This window comes from Janthinobacterium sp. NFX145 (assembly GCF_049810325.1).
GTDB classification, from domain to species: Bacteria; Pseudomonadota; Gammaproteobacteria; order Burkholderiales; family Burkholderiaceae_D; genus Janthinobacterium; species Janthinobacterium rivuli.
Window position 1 is genome coordinate 5,483,358 of record NZ_CP187360.1, and the last position, 15,373, is coordinate 5,498,730.

At 62.3% G+C, this 15,373-nt stretch carries 12 protein-coding genes; 4 read left to right on the forward strand and 8 right to left on the reverse strand.

Translation table 11 applies throughout. The features are described 5' to 3' along the window. Positions 1-311: 311 nt before the first annotated feature. Positions 312-2,696 carry an ankyrin repeat domain-containing protein gene (locus ACPJXG_RS24540; RefSeq protein WP_425252595.1) on the reverse strand — a complete coding sequence of 795 codons (2,385 nt, stop codon included), beginning with the start codon at positions 2,694-2,696 and terminating at the stop codon, positions 312-314. Between the two features lie 170 nt (positions 2,697-2,866). Between ACPJXG_RS24540 and ACPJXG_RS24545 the strand changes: the two genes are divergently transcribed. The 4 genes from ACPJXG_RS24545 to ACPJXG_RS24560 all read left to right on the forward strand — a co-directional run bounded on the left by ACPJXG_RS24545 (position 2,867) and on the right by ACPJXG_RS24560 (position 9,186). After that, a complete protein-coding gene (locus tag ACPJXG_RS24545; RefSeq protein WP_099403323.1) occupies positions 2,867-5,674 on the forward strand; it encodes a valine--tRNA ligase in 2,808 nt (935 codons plus the stop codon). A 112-nt stretch (positions 5,675-5,786) separates the two neighbouring features. Next, positions 5,787-6,242 carry a DUF2147 domain-containing protein gene (locus tag ACPJXG_RS24550; protein WP_176389152.1) on the forward strand — a complete coding sequence of 152 codons (456 nt, stop codon included), beginning with the start codon at positions 5,787-5,789 and terminating at the stop codon, positions 6,240-6,242. Between the two features lie 273 nt (positions 6,243-6,515). Next, positions 6,516-8,033, forward strand: coding sequence for an ice-binding family protein (locus ACPJXG_RS24555; protein WP_425252596.1), 1,518 nt, complete (start codon positions 6,516-6,518; stop codon positions 8,031-8,033). Positions 8,034-8,046: 13 nt separating this feature from the next. Next, a complete protein-coding gene (locus ACPJXG_RS24560; protein ID WP_425252597.1) occupies positions 8,047-9,186 on the forward strand; it encodes an OmpA family protein in 1,140 nt (379 codons plus the stop codon). 51 nt (positions 9,187-9,237) lie between these two features. On the opposite strand, the gene ACPJXG_RS24565 is transcribed toward ACPJXG_RS24560, so the two are convergent. From ACPJXG_RS24565 to dusB, 7 genes are all read right to left on the reverse strand, one after another. Next, positions 9,238-9,705, reverse strand: coding sequence for a YaiI/YqxD family protein (locus tag ACPJXG_RS24565; protein WP_034749529.1), 468 nt, complete (start codon positions 9,703-9,705; stop codon positions 9,238-9,240). A 23-nt stretch (positions 9,706-9,728) separates the two neighbouring features. Next, entirely contained in the window at positions 9,729-10,784 is a 1,056-nt protein-coding gene (ruvB, locus tag ACPJXG_RS24570; RefSeq protein WP_278317738.1) for a Holliday junction branch migration DNA helicase RuvB, read from the reverse strand. A gap of 6 nt (positions 10,785-10,790) precedes the next feature. After that, entirely contained in the window at positions 10,791-11,369 is a 579-nt protein-coding gene (gene ruvA / locus ACPJXG_RS24575; RefSeq protein WP_099403325.1) for a Holliday junction branch migration protein RuvA, read from the reverse strand. A gap of 31 nt (positions 11,370-11,400) precedes the next feature. Then, complete coding sequence (gene ruvC, locus ACPJXG_RS24580) at positions 11,401-11,940, reverse strand: crossover junction endodeoxyribonuclease RuvC (RefSeq protein ID WP_099403326.1); 540 nt, start codon at positions 11,938-11,940, stop codon at positions 11,401-11,403. A 190-nt stretch (positions 11,941-12,130) separates the two neighbouring features. Then, positions 12,131-13,717 carry a bifunctional phosphoribosylaminoimidazolecarboxamide formyltransferase/IMP cyclohydrolase gene (purH, locus tag ACPJXG_RS24585; RefSeq protein ID WP_425252598.1) on the reverse strand — a complete coding sequence of 529 codons (1,587 nt, stop codon included), beginning with the start codon at positions 13,715-13,717 and terminating at the stop codon, positions 12,131-12,133. A gap of 107 nt (positions 13,718-13,824) precedes the next feature. Beyond that, complete coding sequence (locus ACPJXG_RS24590; protein ID WP_008445162.1) at positions 13,825-14,058, reverse strand: helix-turn-helix domain-containing protein; 234 nt, start codon at positions 14,056-14,058, stop codon at positions 13,825-13,827. 167 nt (positions 14,059-14,225) lie between these two features. Beyond that, positions 14,226-15,278: a tRNA dihydrouridine synthase DusB gene (dusB, locus tag ACPJXG_RS24595; RefSeq protein ID WP_099379940.1), complete on the reverse strand. Its 1,053-nt coding sequence runs from the start codon at positions 15,276-15,278 to the stop codon at positions 14,226-14,228. Between the last annotated feature and the right edge of the window lie 95 nt (positions 15,279-15,373).

A 15,373-nucleotide genomic window follows, 5' to 3' on the forward strand; every position in this document is an offset into this window, starting at 1 on the left:
TTGATTCCGCCGTGAATGGTGCACCGCTGGCGGTGCGCGTGGCTCAGGCGCCCGGCCCGAAGGGGACGCTCTGAAGGTGGCTGGCATCGCGGATGCGCTGGCCTTGAGACGCGGACGAGTGCTGGATATGCAACGTAAATACAACCGCGTCTGCTGGCGCCGTCCGCAAGGATGGGGCAGGAGGCGCCGGGGCCAGAATTATAGCATCGGCAGCGCCTTGATCCCCGTTCTGTTGCAGGAAAACGACTCGCCAGGCCGCTAAAACCCGGCGTTGTCGCCGGGCAAGATGACGCATGCCGACCAGGCAAACGCTATTGCGGCAACGGTGCGGCGGCCGCAGGCTTGCGCGCCGCGGCGGCCGCCTTCAGCAAGCTCAGCACCGCCTTACTTTCCGGCGTCGACGCCCGTTGCTGCGCCATCTTCAATACGGGAAATTCCCCGCCCAGCGGATCGGCGCCCAGACTCAGCAGCAGCTTGACCATCGCCGCGTCGCTATTTTCGACGGCCGCCAGCAAGGGCGGCAGATAACCGCCGGTGGCGATGGGCGCGCCCATCGCGGCCAGGCGGGCGACCCAGTCGTGCCGCTGGCTGCGCACCGCATGCCACAGCAGCGTCTCCTTTTCCAGGCGCCGCGAATCGAGCGCCGCCTGCTGTCCCTTGTAAGAAACTTCGGCGGCGGGTCCGACTTGCTGCCATGGCATGCCGGGCACCACCAGTTGGCGCAGCACGTCCTCGGACGTCGGCTGGTAGTTGTACATGGCGCGCATCGCAGCGTCGAGCCAGCGGTCATTTCCCTTCGCGTCATGCCGGGGCACGCGCTGCTTGAGCCAGTCCAGCGCGCCGGCGTTGCCCGCTTCGGCGGCATAGGCGTACAGCGACTTTTCCTGCTCATCAGTATTTGGCGTGGTGCCGGTGGCCAGCATTTTATCGAGCACTTCGGTGCCGCGCGTCAGGCGCAGCAAGGGCCCCCATAGCAAAGAATCGGCCAGCGGCCGTTCCGCTGGCTGCGCAGCCCCGCCTTTCTTGGCCTTTTTCTCTGCCAGGTATTGGTCTACCAGCAAATAGGGCCGGCCCGCGCCTGCGTCGAGCATGGCGATCATGCTGGCCGTACGTTCTTTCGCGTCGATCAATTCCGGCAAGATGTCCGCATCCTCCTGCTGCAAGGCGTATTCCAGCGGCGCCTGCGTGTGGTTTTCGCCGCCGTATTGCCGCACATCGGCGCCATGCGCCAGCAACAGGCGCACCATTGCGGCATTGCCGTACAGGGCAGCCAGATGCAGCGGTGCGGCGTGGTAAAGCGTATCGCCTTCGCCGAGCGGCACGCCGCGTTGCAACAGCAGCGTCATCATGCGCAGCTTGGCGGGCAACAGCGCGGCGTACTGCTCACGCAGCGCCTGGCGGCGCGCCTGCAGCGGCGCCTGCGCCAGTCGCTGCTGATCGTCGTCCTGCCGGGTTTGCGCATTCAGCCATGCCGCTTCGGCTTTGTACATGCTCGATGGAGGCGAAATCAAATAGTTCAGCAAGGGACTCCTGTCGAGCGCATAGGCGCCCGGCTCGGCGACGCCGGCCAGCAGCTTGCCAAAGGCAGCTTCGTCGCCCTCTTTGGCAGCCTTGAACAGCGCCGTCACCTCTGGCGTCGGCGGCAGCTTGTTGCGTGCCTCGCGCACATAATTGATCAAGCGTTCCATGCCATGCACCGAGACCTGCGGCAACGGCATGCCCACTTTCCATGCCCGCGCCAGCTGCTGCGCCTCGGCCTGTTGCGCCGCATTCAGTTTCTTTGTCCAGCGGGCCACGGCGTCGCCGGCGTCCGCCGCGCCGCCCGCCGCCGCCAACTGGCTCAGCATGGAAGCGAGCACATAGTCCTGCGGCACGCCCGCCTCCTCGCCATACAGCACGGCCAGCTGCAGCTGGGCCTTGGCAATGCCGCTTTCGGCGGCCTTGCGCAGCCAGCGGGCAGCCTGCTTTTCATCCAGGCCGCCCGTGCCTTTCCAGCACAGCAAGCCCAGCTGGTAAGCGGCTTCCATGTCGCCCCCCTCGGCGGCGCGGCGGTACCAATCCTGCGGCGAACGCTGTCCCGTCTGCGACGTCGTCGGCAAGGGTGCGCCGCGCTGCCAAAGGCCGGCCAGGCGCACGGCCTCGTCGACCTGGTCCGGCGACATCCTGCCACGGCGCGCCGGCAGGGACTTCTCCATCGCGGCCGCACCGCTCCACTCCTTGTCTTGCAGCGCCAGCAGGTTGAGCGCATACGACAGCACCCGGTCGACCGGCCCGCCTTCGCCCCGCTCATACATTTGTGCCAGGTCCTGCAGCGGCTTGCCCTCCCCCTGCGCGGCCATGACGCCCAACCAGGGCCGCGCGCGCGATGGATTGAGCATGCGGCCCGGCGCGTATGCATACATGAAAACCAGCGCCTCCTGCGCGGCGCGATCGCCGCCCTTGGCCGCCAGCAGATACCAGCGCTCCGCTTCGACCTCGCTGCGCTCCACGTCCCGGCATCCTTTCTCGCCCATGTAGATATCGGCGAGGACCTTTTGCGCCTCGACATTGCCACCTTGCGCCGGTCCGCGCAATTGCGCCACGGCCTTGCTGCAGCGCCCATCCTGCAGAGCCGCCATCCCCTCCGGAACGCCGGCGTACGCGCCCCCGGCAGCCCATCCGGCGCCGAGCACGGCCAATTGCCACAATTTTTTCATGATTACCTAAACTTTCAAATAATGTTGCAAAGATGATAGCTTAGAAAAAATACAATGCAGCAATATTGCGCAATCGTGCGCGGCTTTTCGGGCCATCCAGGCCCGCTATTTGCTGCGCATGCTTTATGCACCCCTTATAATGGTTCCTTTTGCCAATCACACGCCAAATCATGGAATTAGCCAAGTCTTTCGAGCCCGCCGACATTGAACAATTCTGGCGCACCGAGTGGGAACAGCGCGGTTACTTCACCGCCACCCTCGATGCCGGAAAACCTTCCTTCAGCATCCAGTTGCCGCCGCCGAACGTCACCGGCACCCTGCACATGGGCCATGCGTTCAACCAGACCATCATGGATGGCCTGACCCGCTACCACCGCATGCTGGGCCACAACACGGCCTGGATTCCCGGCACCGACCACGCGGGCATCGCCACGCAAATCGTCGTGCAACGCCAGCTGGACGCGCAAAAGATTTCGCGCCATGACCTGGGCCGCGAGAAGTTCGTGGAAAAAGTGTGGGAATGGAAAGAAAAATCCGGTTCCATCATCACCGGCCAGATGCGCCGCCTGGGCGCCTCGGCCGACTGGCAGCGCGAATACTTCACGATGGACGAGCCGCGCTCGAAAGTCGTCACCGACGTCTTCGTGCGCCTGTTCGAGCAAGGCCTGATCTACCGCGGCAAGCGCCTGGTGAACTGGGATCCCGTGCTGGGCACGGCTGTGTCCGACCTGGAAGTGGTGTCCGAAGAAGAAGACGGTTCCATGTGGTACATCAAGTACCCGCTGGCCGACGGCAGTGGTTTCCTGACGGTGGCCACCACGCGTCCTGAAACCATGCTGGGCGACGTGGCCGTGGCAGTCGATCCGACGGACGAGCGCTACCTGCCGCTGGTGGGCAAGATGCTGAAACTGCCTTTGAGCGACCGCGAAATCCCCATCATCGCCGACGAATACGTCGACAAGGAATTCGGCACGGGCTGCGTGAAGATTACTCCTGCGCACGACATGAACGATTACGCCGTCGGCCAGCGCCACAAACTGGCGCAGATCGTTATTTTGACGCTGGACGCGAAGATCACCGACGACGCGCCGGAAGCCTACCGCGGCATGGACCGCTTTGCCGCGCGCAAGCAGATCGTCGCCGACCTCGACGCGCAAGGCTTGCTGGAACAGGTCAAACCGCACAAGCTGATGGTGCCGCGCGGCGACCGCACGGGCGTCGTCATCGAGCCGATGCTGACGGACCAGTGGTTTGTCGCCATGAGCAAACCAGCCCCGGAAGGCACGTTCTTCCCAGGCAAGTCGATCGCCGAAACGGCGCTGGACAAGGTCGCCAACGGCGAAATCAAGTTCGTGCCGGAAAACTGGAGCACCACCTACAACCAATGGCTCAACAACATCCAGGACTGGTGCATCTCGCGCCAGCTGTGGTGGGGCCATCAAATCCCGGCGTGGTACGACGACGCCGGCAATATCTTCGTTGCCAAGACGGAAGCCGAGGCACAAGCCAAGGCGCAGGCGGCCGGCAGCACGGGCCCCTTGAAGCGCGACGACGACGTGCTCGACACGTGGTTCTCGTCCGCCCTGGTGCCGTTCTCGACCATGGGTTGGCCTGAAGAAACGCCGGACATGAAGGCGTTCCTGCCATCATCCGTGCTGGTGACGGGTTTCGACATCATCTTCTTCTGGGTGGCGCGCATGGTCATGATGACGGCGCACTTCACGGGCAAGGTACCGTTTGAAACCGTCTACGTGCACGGCCTGGTGCGCGATTCGACGGGGCAAAAAATGTCCAAGTCGAAAGGCAACACCCTGGACCCGATCGACCTGATCGACGGCATCGACCTGGAAGGCTTGATCGTCAAGCGCACCACGGGCCTGATGAACCCGCGCGACGCGGAAAAGATCACCAAGGCGACGCGCAAGGAATTCCCGGAAGGCATTTCGGCCTACGGCACGGACGCCGTGCGCTTCACCATGGCCAGCTATGCCTCGCTGGGCCGCAACATCAATTTCGACCTGGGCCGCTGCGAAGGCTACCGCAACTTCTGCAACAAGATGTGGAACGCCACCCGTTTCGTCATGATGAATACGGAAGGCAAGGATTGCACGCCAAATGACGCCGACCTGTCGCAAGCGGACAAGTGGATTATTTCCCTGCTGCAAAAGGCGGAACTGGACGTGGCCAAGGGCTTTGAAGACTTCCGTTTCGACAATATCGCCGCATCGATCTACAAATTCGTGTGGGACGAGTATTGCGACTGGTACCTGGAAGTAGCCAAGGTGCAAGTACAGCAAGGTACGGAAGGCCAGCAGCGCGCCACCCGCCACACCTTGCTGCGCGTGCTGGAAGTGGTGCTGCGCCTGGCCCATCCGATCATCCCCTTCGTCACGGAAGCCCTGTGGCAGACGGTGGCGCCTTTGGCTGGCAAAACGCTCAAAGCTGAGGGTGATTCCATCATGATGCAACCGTATCCGATCGCCAACACCGACAAGATCGATGAAAGCGCGGAAGCTTGGATGCAGCAACTGAAAGCCTTGACGGACGCGACGCGCAACCTGCGCGGCGAAATGCAGATCTCGCCTTCCGTGCGCGTGCCGCTGATCGTCGAAGCGGGCAATGCCACTGAAAAGGCCGCGCTGGCGTCGTACGCACCGTACATCCAGTCGCTGGGCAAACTGGCGGAAGTGCAGATCGTCGATGCGCTGCCGGACTCGCCAGCGGCCGTCGCCATCGTCGGCACCACCAAGCTGATGCTGAAAGTGGAAATCGACGTGGCTGCCGAACGTGAACGCCTGGGCAAGGAAATCGCCCGCATCGAAGCGGAAATTGCCAAAGTCAACAGCAAATTGGGCAATGAAAGCTTTGTCGCGCGCGCACCGGCCGCCATTGTTGCGCAAGAAAACGAGCGTTTGCTCAGTTTTTCGGCGACAATTGAAAAACTGCGCGAACAGTTTGCTAAACTAGCCAGCGCATAAGGCAAGTTTGGAAGGATTGCGCGGCCGTCCCAGTGACGCCGCGCAGCACTGCTGGTCTTGCCTTGGTATATAACTGTTCGTGACACGATCAAAAAACCAATGGAGACTAGCGATGCATAAAGTATTCAAAGCAAGCGTACTGGTGGCCGCCCTGGCCATCGCCGGCAGCGCCACCGCGCGCGATGGCAACTATACCCCCGTGGGCACGTGGAAAACCATCGACGACGCCAGCGGCAAGCCAAAATCCCTCGTCGTCATCACGGAAAACAACGGCGTCTTGCAAGGCAAGATCGACAAGCTGTTCCGTGCCCCGAATGAAGATCAAAATCCCAAGTGCGACAAGTGCGCGGGCGCCAACAAGGACCAGCCCATCATCGGCCTGGTGATCCTGTCCGGTCTGAAATATGACGGCAAGGAATGGACGGGCGGCGAGATCACGGACCCGGCCACCGGCAAGGTCTACAAGAGCAAGGCCGAACTGATTGAAGGCGGCACCAAGCTGCAAGTGCGCGGCTATGTCGGCGTGCCGATGTTTGGCCGCTCGCAGACGTGGGTGCGCGAAGAGTAAGCAACCACCCCGCCCTGTCAAAGCCGGCCATGCGCCGGCTTTTTTGCGCCTGTCTTGCGCACACTGGCGTTGTTTTTCAGGCCGAATCGGTCCCTTTCGAACCCATTCGCAGCCAAAGACCAGCTATGCGCGCCACCGAACATACTTGAAGTTTCCTAAATGAAATAGTGCATGCCTGTGACGCCATCGCCCTGTAGCGACAGGCGGCATGGCTCTGCCGGATGACCCCATCCGCGGATGCCCGGCAATGACTGCCATGCACAAAGGAACTATATGAATCTCTTCAAGCGATATCTGACCCCGCTGCTCGTCTCGGCAGGTCTGCTGACCATGGCCGCCCTCGCCGGCTGCGGCGGCGGTGACCAGGGGCGCGATCCCATCCTCGGCTTGCCGGGCGCTACCCTGTCCAGCCTCGTCGTCACGCCAGCCACGGCCACGGTCGCCATCGGCGCGGGCCAGCAATTCACGGCCATCGCCACGTATAGCGACGGCTCCTCGCAAGACGTCAGCGCCAAGTCGGCCTGGACGTCGGCCACGCCGGCCAACGCAACCGTCAATGCCGCCACAGGCTTGAGCACCGGCATCGCCGCCGGCAGCAGCAGCATCAGCGCCGCGTTTGGCGACAAGAGCGCAGCGGCTCAGTTGACCGTCTCGCCAGCGACCTTGCTGTCGATCGCCGTCACGCCGCAAAACCCGATCATCCCCGTCGCCGCGACGCGCCAGTTGGCCGTGCTTGCCACGTATTCGGATGGCAGCAGCGCTGACGTCACGTCCGGCAGCAGCTTTGTGTCCGCCACGCCAGCCTCGGCCACCGTCGCCAGCGGCGGCCTCGTCACCGGCGTTGCCTTTGGTAGCAGCGTCATGAATGCCAGCTTCAACGGCAAGACGGCCAGCACCACCGTCACCGTGCCCGCCATTACCCTGGTCAGCATCGCCGTCACGCCAGCCACCGCCAGCATCGCTGTCGGCGCCACCCAACAATTCGTTGCCACCGCAACGTATTCGGACAGCTCGAACGCCATCATCACCAACGGCGCCGCCTGGACCTCGGGCACGGTTGCCAACGCCAGCGTACTGAACACGGGCGTTGCCACCGGCATCGCTGTCGGCACCAGCAACATTACCGCCACAGCCGGCGGCCAGTCGGGCAGCGCGCTGCTGACTGTCACGGCCGTCGCCATCCCACCCGTCCTGAACCCGATCATCCTGGGCCGCGCGGCACCGTTCGGCGTGCTGGCCGGCACCTCGATCACGAACAATTCGGGCGGCACGACCCTGGTCACGGGCGACGTCGGCTCACCGTCGCAAACGGTCGATCCGACCCAGGCAGCTGGTTTTACCAACTACAAGTCGGGCGCCATCCTGGCCGGCGCCATGACGGATCTGCAAGCGGCGATCACGGACGGCAACAGCCGCAGCTGCGACGTCAGCTTTGCCGGCGGCATCGATCTCGGTGGCCAGACCTTCGGTCCCGGCGTGTATTGCTATGCCGGCGCCATCAGCATCACCGGTACGTTGACACTGAACGGTCCCGGCGTGTACATCTTCCGCACGGCGCTGACCTTGAACTCGACCGTCAATTCGGTGGTTGCCCTGAACAACGGCGCCACGGCCGACAACGTCAGCTGGCTGCCAGTCGGCCCCACCACCCTGGCCGCGAACAGCGTCTTCAAGGGCAATATCCTGGGCGAATCGGCCGCCATCACGGTGGGCGACAACACGACCCTGCTCAATGGCCGCGTGCTGACGGCCGCCGCCGTTACCCTGCGCAACAACCAGATCACCAAATAACCGGGACATGACCATGACTATCGCACACACACTGGGCGCCCTGAGCGTCATGACCGGCGCCTTGCTGGCGGCGCAATCGGCGCAGGCGCAGGACAACACTTTCATCAACCCGGACTGGGCCAACAGCGCCTGGTACATCGGCGCGGGCGTGGGCCAGTCGCGCGCCAACATCGACGAGCCGCGCCTGCGCGCCAGCCTGGCCGCCAACAGCGAAACCGTCACCGGTTTTACCAAGGACCAGCGCGACACGGGCTATAAACTGTTTGTCGGCCGCCAGCTGAACCAGTATTTCGCCGTGGAAGCCGGCTACTTTGACCTGGGCAAGTTCGACTTCAAGTCGACCACCAGCGGCAACGGCGTGCTGAACGGGCAAGCGGCCTTTCGCGGCGTGAACCTGGACTTGCTGGGCCAGCTGCCGCTGTCGCAGCGGCTCTCGTTGCTGGGCCGTGTCGGCATGCACTACACCAAGACCAACACGGAGTTCAGCGGCAACCGCCTGCTGGGTTCGACCAATACCCATGCCAGCGAGCGCAAGCTCAACGCCAAGCTGGGCCTGGGCCTGGAATACAAGTTCAGCGAAGCACTGGCCTTGCGCGGCGAAGTCGAGCGTTATCGCCTGAACGACGCCGTGGGCAACCGCGGCGATGCGGACCTGTACTCCGTCAGCCTCGTGTATAAACTGGGCCGCCCGGCCAGCGCCACGCCTGCCTACCAACCGGCGCCCGAAGTTGCCCCTGTCGTCGCCATGCCGGCGCCCGTCATCGTGGCAGCACCGGCGCCAGCACCCGTGTCGGAAAAAGTGTCGTTTGCTTCCGAAGCGCTGTTTGATTTCGATCAATCGACGCTCAAGCCGCAAGGCAAGGCGGCGCTGGACCAGTTGCTGGGCCAGTTGTCGGACATGGATCTGGAAGTCATCGTCACGGTCGGCCATACGGATGCCGTCGGCCCGAACGCCTACAACCAGAAACTATCGCATCGCCGCGCCGAAGCCGTCAAGGCCTATCTGGTGGCGCAAGGCGTGGAAACGAACCGTGTCTACACGGAAGGCAAGGGAGAAACCCAGCCCGTGGCCGACAACACGAGTGCCGCCGGCCGCGTCAAGAACCGCCGCGTCACGGTGGAAGTGGTGGGCACGAAAAAAGTTGCACTCTAAGTTAGATGCACGTAAAAAACCGGCTTGCGCCGGTTTTTTTTCGTCCACAGATTACTGCGCTGGCGCCGGCTTGCGGTGATGCTTGCTCAGGTGCCGGTCCAGGCTGTTGGCGAACTGCTGACGGTCGGACTGGCTGAAGGCGGCCGGGCCGCCCGTGTCCACGCCGCCGCTGCGCAATTCTTCCATGAAGGCGCGCATCGTCAGTTGCTGGGCGATATTGTCCTTCGTGTAAAACTCGCCGCGCGGGTTCAGCGCAAAACCGCCCTTGGTCAGCACGTCGGCGGCCAGCGGAATGTCGCCCGTGATGACCAGGTCGCCCGGATTCAACAGCCGCACGATTTCCTGGTCGGCCACGTCGGCGCCCGACGGCACTTGCACGGTACGGATGAAACGCGAGGGCGGCACGCGCAAGCCCTGGTTGGCGACCAGGATGAGCGGCAACTCCAGGCGGTCGGCGACCCTGTACAGGATTTCCTTGATGACGACGGGACAGGCGTCCGCGTCGATCCAGATTTGCATACCCGGCATACCTTCTTGCGCCATCACAGTTCCCACGCTTCGCCGCCCGGGCCAATGCGCGGTGCGCTGACGCCGAAGTGCAAATAGGCGGCCGGCGTGGCGACACGGCCACGCGGCGTGCGCTGCAGGAAACCTTGCTGTATCAGATACGGTTCCAGCACGTCTTCGATGGTATCGGCCGCTTCGCCGATGGCGGCGGCCAGGTTGCCGATGCCGACGGGGCCGCCGCCGAACTTGAACAGCACGGCTTCAAGCAGCTTGCGGTCCATCACGTCGAAGCCGGCGGAATCGACGTCGAGCATGGCCAGCGCGCGGTCGGCCACCACCTTGGTGATCTCGCCATTGCTTTTGACTTCCGCGAAGTCACGCACGCGGCGCAGCAAGCGGTTGGCGATGCGCGGCGTGCCGCGCGCGCGCTGGGCGATTTCGTGCGCGCCTTCCGGATCGATCGGCGCTTTCAGCAAGGCGGCGCTGCGCGTGACGATCTTCGTCAATTCGCCCGTGTTGTAGAACTCCAAGCGCGCGACGATGCCGAAGCGGTCGCGCAGCGGGTTGGTCAGCATGCCGGCGCGCGTGGTGGCGCCGACCAATGTAAACGGTTGCAGATCGAGTTTCACGGAACGGGCGGCCGGGCCTTCGCCGATCATGATATCGATCTGATAATCCTCAAGCGCCGGATATAAAATTTCCTCGACGACCGGCGACAGCCGGTGGATTTCATCGATGAACAGAACGTCGTTCGCTTCCAGGTTCGTCAGGATCGCCGCCAGGTCGCCTGGACGCTCGAGTACGGGACCGGAAGTCTGGCGCAAGTTGACGCCCATTTCGCGCGCGATGATGTGCGCCAGGGTCGTCTTGCCCAGGCCCGGCGGGCCGAACAGCAAGGTGTGGTCGAGCGCTTCCTTGCGCTGGCGCGCGGCCGTGATGAAAATCTCGAGCTGGTCGCGGATCTTTTCCTGTCCTACATACTCATCGAGCTGCTTGGGACGCAAGGCCCGTTCGATCGCCTCTTCATTGTGCGAGATGGGCGCCGCGTCGATGATGCGCTGTTCCGTGAAGCTGTCGGTCTGGATGCTCATGCCCTATCAGCCTTTCGACAGCGCTTTCAGCGCCAGTTTGATGCCGTCCGACACGCCGGTACCGGCCGGCACGTTCTTCACGGCGGCCAGCGCTTCCTTGTCCGAATAGCCGAGCGCGACCAATGCGTTGAGGATATCCGATTGCGCGTCCGGCGCCGCGTGCGCGCCCAGCGGACCAAGATCGGCACCGATCTTGCCCTTCAATTCCAGCAACAGCCGTTCCGCCGTCTTCTTGCCGATGCCCGGCACTTTGACCAGACGGCCGGAATCTTGCAAGGTGATCGCTTGCGCCAGGTCGGCAATCGTCATGCCGGAGAGAATCGACAAGGCCATGCGCGCGCCCACGCCCGTGATCTTGATCAACTGGCGGAACACGGCCCGCTCGGCCGTATTGCCAAAGCCAAACAGCAAATGCGCATCTTCGCGGATGGCCTGGTGCGTAAACAGCACGACTTTTTCGCCCACATGGGGCAAGTTATAAAAGGTGCTCATCGGCACGTCGACTTCATAGCCGACGCCCTGGCAATCGACCAGCAATTGTGGCGGATTCTTTTCAAGCAAAATACCGGAGAGACGGCCTATCATCGCGTGTTCCTAATGTTAAATTTCAGAGTGATTATCCAACTAAACGGCCGCGCTTCATGCGCAAACCCTGAAGTTGCGGCGCCAGCGCGCCGAGCATGGCCAGCGCATCGATGCTGTTGGCATGGCAAATGGCCACGCCCAGGGCATCGGCCGCATCCGAGCCGGGCAAGCCGGGCAAGGACAGCAGCCGCGACACCATGTCCTGCACCTGCTCCTTGGCCGCCTTGCCGTGGCCCGTGACGGCCTGCTTCACTTGCAACGCCGTGTACTCGGCCACCGACAGGTCAGCATGGACGAGCGCGCAAATGGCCGCGCCACGCGCCTGGCCCAGCAGCAAGGTCGATTGGGGATTGACGTTGACAAACACTTTTTCGATGGCCGCGCAATCGGGCTGGTAGGTGCCGACGATTTCGCTCACGCCCCGCAGGATGACCTTCAGGCGCGGCGGCAATTCCCCTTCGGAACCCGTCTTGACGGTCCCCGACGCAATATAGCGCAGCTTGTTGCCAAGTTTTTCAATGACCCCAAAGCCGGTCGTGCGCAGGCCAGGATCGATGCCAAGAATAATCATCGCCAGATTCTATAATGAATACGGCAGGCACCGGTGAATAACCGGTGCCTGCCGTTTGACCACCTTTCAATAAGGTGGGATAAACCGTAGCGAGCGGCGATGCGGCGTGGCCGAGAAGCGCAACTGTGCTAGAGCACAGTGAGCATCGCAGGCCGCGCCCCGCGCCGCGCAGTAGGTTTAGGCCGCCTTATTAATGACGGAAATGACGCGTACCCGTGTACAACATCACGACACCGCGCTCGTCCGCCGCATCGATCACTTCCTGGTCGCGCATCGAGCCGCCCGGGTGGATGACGCAGGTCGCGCCCGCGTCAACGACGACGTCCAGGCCATCACGGAACGGGAAGAAGGCGTCCGACGCCACGACGGAACCGGTCAGGCTCAGGCCGGCGTTTTGCGCCTTGATGGAAGCGATGCGGGCCGAGTCGATGCGGCTCATCTGGCCTGCGCCCACGCCCAGCGTCATGTTATTGCCGCAGAAGACGATGGCGTTCGATTTGACGAATTTCGCCACTTTCCAGGCGAACATCAGGTCGGCCAGTTGCTGCGGCGTTGGCTGCAGTTTGCTGACCACGCGCAAGTCGCCGATACCGACGTTTTTCGCGTCCGGCGATTGCACCAGCAAGCCGCCACCGACGCGCTTGAAGTCCATGGCGTGCACGCCGCTGCCCAGCGGGATTTCCAGCATGCGCACGTTTTGCTTGCTCGACAGAATCTGTTTCGCTTCGGCGGAGAACGACGGGGCGATCAGCACTTCGACGAACAGCTTGGCGATCTCGCCAGCGGTGGCGCCATCGAGTTCCGTGTTGAAGGCGATGATGCCGCCAAATGCCGAGGTCGGGTCCGTCTGCAGGGCGCGCGCATACGCTTCGGCCGCATTCTTGCCCAGGGCGACGCCGCATGGGTTCGCGTGCTTGACGATGACGCAAGCGGCGCTCTGCTCGAAGCCGCCCATGCTCTTCACGCATTCCCAGGCAGCATCAGCGTCGGCGATGTTGTTGTACGACAATTCCTTACCTTGCAGCTGGCGATAGTTGGCCAGCGCGCCGTCGGTGGTGACGAGGTCGCGGTAGAAGGCGGCGCTCTGGTGCGGGTTTTCACCGTAGCGCATGTCTTGCACTTTTTCAAAGGCCACGTTCAGGATTTGCGGATAAGCGCCGCGCTCGGCGTGCACTTTCGTCGGGCCCAGGCTCGTCAGGTAGTTGGTGATGGCGCCATCGTATTGCGCCGTGTGCGCAAAGACTTTTTTCGCCAGCATGAACTTGGTGTCATAGCTGACGTCGCCTGCCTTGCCGTCGACCGAGCGCATTTCCGCCAGCACCGCGTCGTAGTCGGTCGGATCGCAGATGACGACCACGTCCTTGTGGTTCTTGGCTGCCGAACGCAGCATGGTCGGGCCGCCGATATCGATGTTTTCGATCGCGTCTTCCAGAGTGCAATCGGCCTTGGCGACCGTGCCCTGGAACGGGTACAGGTTGACCACCACCATGTCGATGGTCGGCATATCGTGCTCGACCAGTTTCGACATATGTTCAGGGAAATCGCGGCGCGCCAGGATACCGCCGTGCACTTTAGGGTGCAGGGTCTTCACACGGCCATCGAGCATCTCCGGGAAACCCGTGTAATCGGCAACTTCCGTCACAGGAACACCGTTGTCTGCCAGCAATTTGGCGGTGCCACCCGTGGACAGGAGGTTGACGCCGAGGGCGGACAGGGCGCGGGCGAATTCGAGAACGCCGGTCTTGTCGGAAACGGAGAGGAGAGCTTGTTTGATCATGGCTGTGGCTAGGTGGTTAAGTGTTCTTGGCGAATGGCACAGCGGTCAGCTATCAGGCTGGGCCCGCTGCGGCGGATTCAAATCTTGGCGTCACTTGCATGCCGGCATTACAGCAAACCGTGCTCCTGCAATTTCTTGCGCAGGGTATTGCGGTTGATGCCCAGCATCTGCGCGGCGTGCGACTGGTTGCCATCGGCGCGTGTCATCACGACTTCCAGGATGGGCTTTTCCACGGTCAGCACGACCATGTCGTAGATATTCGATGCTTGCTGTTCGCCCAGGTCATTGAAGTAATCTTCTAGACTTTTCTGTACGACTTCCTGAATGCTTTCTTTGCTCATTTGTATGCTTCAACCGGCTGAACACCTGGCCATCCGGCACCGCGCCGCTCATGCGGTCCGCGTGCTGCCCTCTTGCCTCGGTGTTGTAATTAATATTGCATGACGCTCTGTATAGGCGCTCGCCCTTGTACTGCCGACAACTGACTACCCTGCTTGTTGCTATCTGTTCATGCTGCCGTGGCCATCGGTTTGATCACATCGATCAGGCCACTTTCACTGGATTCGGAGAGGCGGTATTGTAACCGTTCGCCAAATTTCCATTGCGACTCAAAAAATTGATCGACGGCCAGCAACTGCGCGTCCGTCGACTCCAGCAAGTTCATTTGCTGCCGGAACGCTTCGCCGCCTTCCAGATCCTTCACATACCAGCCGATGTGCTTGCGCGCCGTGCGCACGCCGAGAAATTCCCCGTAAAACGCGTAATGGGCGCGCAAATGCTCATCCATCAGGCTACGCACTTCATCCACGTACGGCGCCGGCAGCAAAGTGCCGGTGCGCAAAAAATGGTCGATTTCACGGCAAATCCACGGCCGGCCCTGCGCCGCGCGGCCGATCATGACGGCATCGGCGCCCGTTTGATCGAGCACAAAGCGGGCCTTTTCCGGACTGGTAATGTCGCCGTTGGCCACCACGGGAATGCCCACCGATGCTTTCACGGCGGCAATGGTTTCATATTCGGCATCGCCCTTGTAGCCATCGGCGCGCGTACGGCCGTGCAGGGTCAGCATCTGGATGCCGGCTTGCTCGGCGATGCGGGCGATTTTCAAGGCGTTCTTGTTTTCGCGGTTCCAGCCCGTGCGAAATTTCAGGGTGACGGGCACGTCGACGGCATTGACGACGGCGTGCAAGATTTTTTCCACCAGGCTTTCGTTTTGCAGCAGGGCCGAACCGCACCAGCTGTTGCACACCTTTTTGACGGGGCAACCCATGTTGATGTCGATGATCTGCGCGCCCCGGTCCACGTTGAACTTGGCGCAGTCGGCCAGGTCTTGCGGATCGGCGCCGGCAATCTGCACGGCTTTCGGCTCCATTTCGCCTTCGTGGTCCGTACGCCGCGAGCTTTTTTCCGTTGCCCACAGGCGCGGATTCGACGCCGCCATCTCCGACACGGCGTAGCCTGCCCCCAACTGCTTGCACAACTGGCGGAAAGGCCGATCCGTCACGCCCGCCATGGGAGCGACGAAAACGTTATTGCGCAGAATGTGAGGGCCGATTTGCACTGAGGAACCTGGAATGGACGGAGGAACCTGCTATTTTAACCGATTCCCTGCCTAATTAATAAGCACTATTTTTTTAGCTCAGTGCGTCAGAGTGA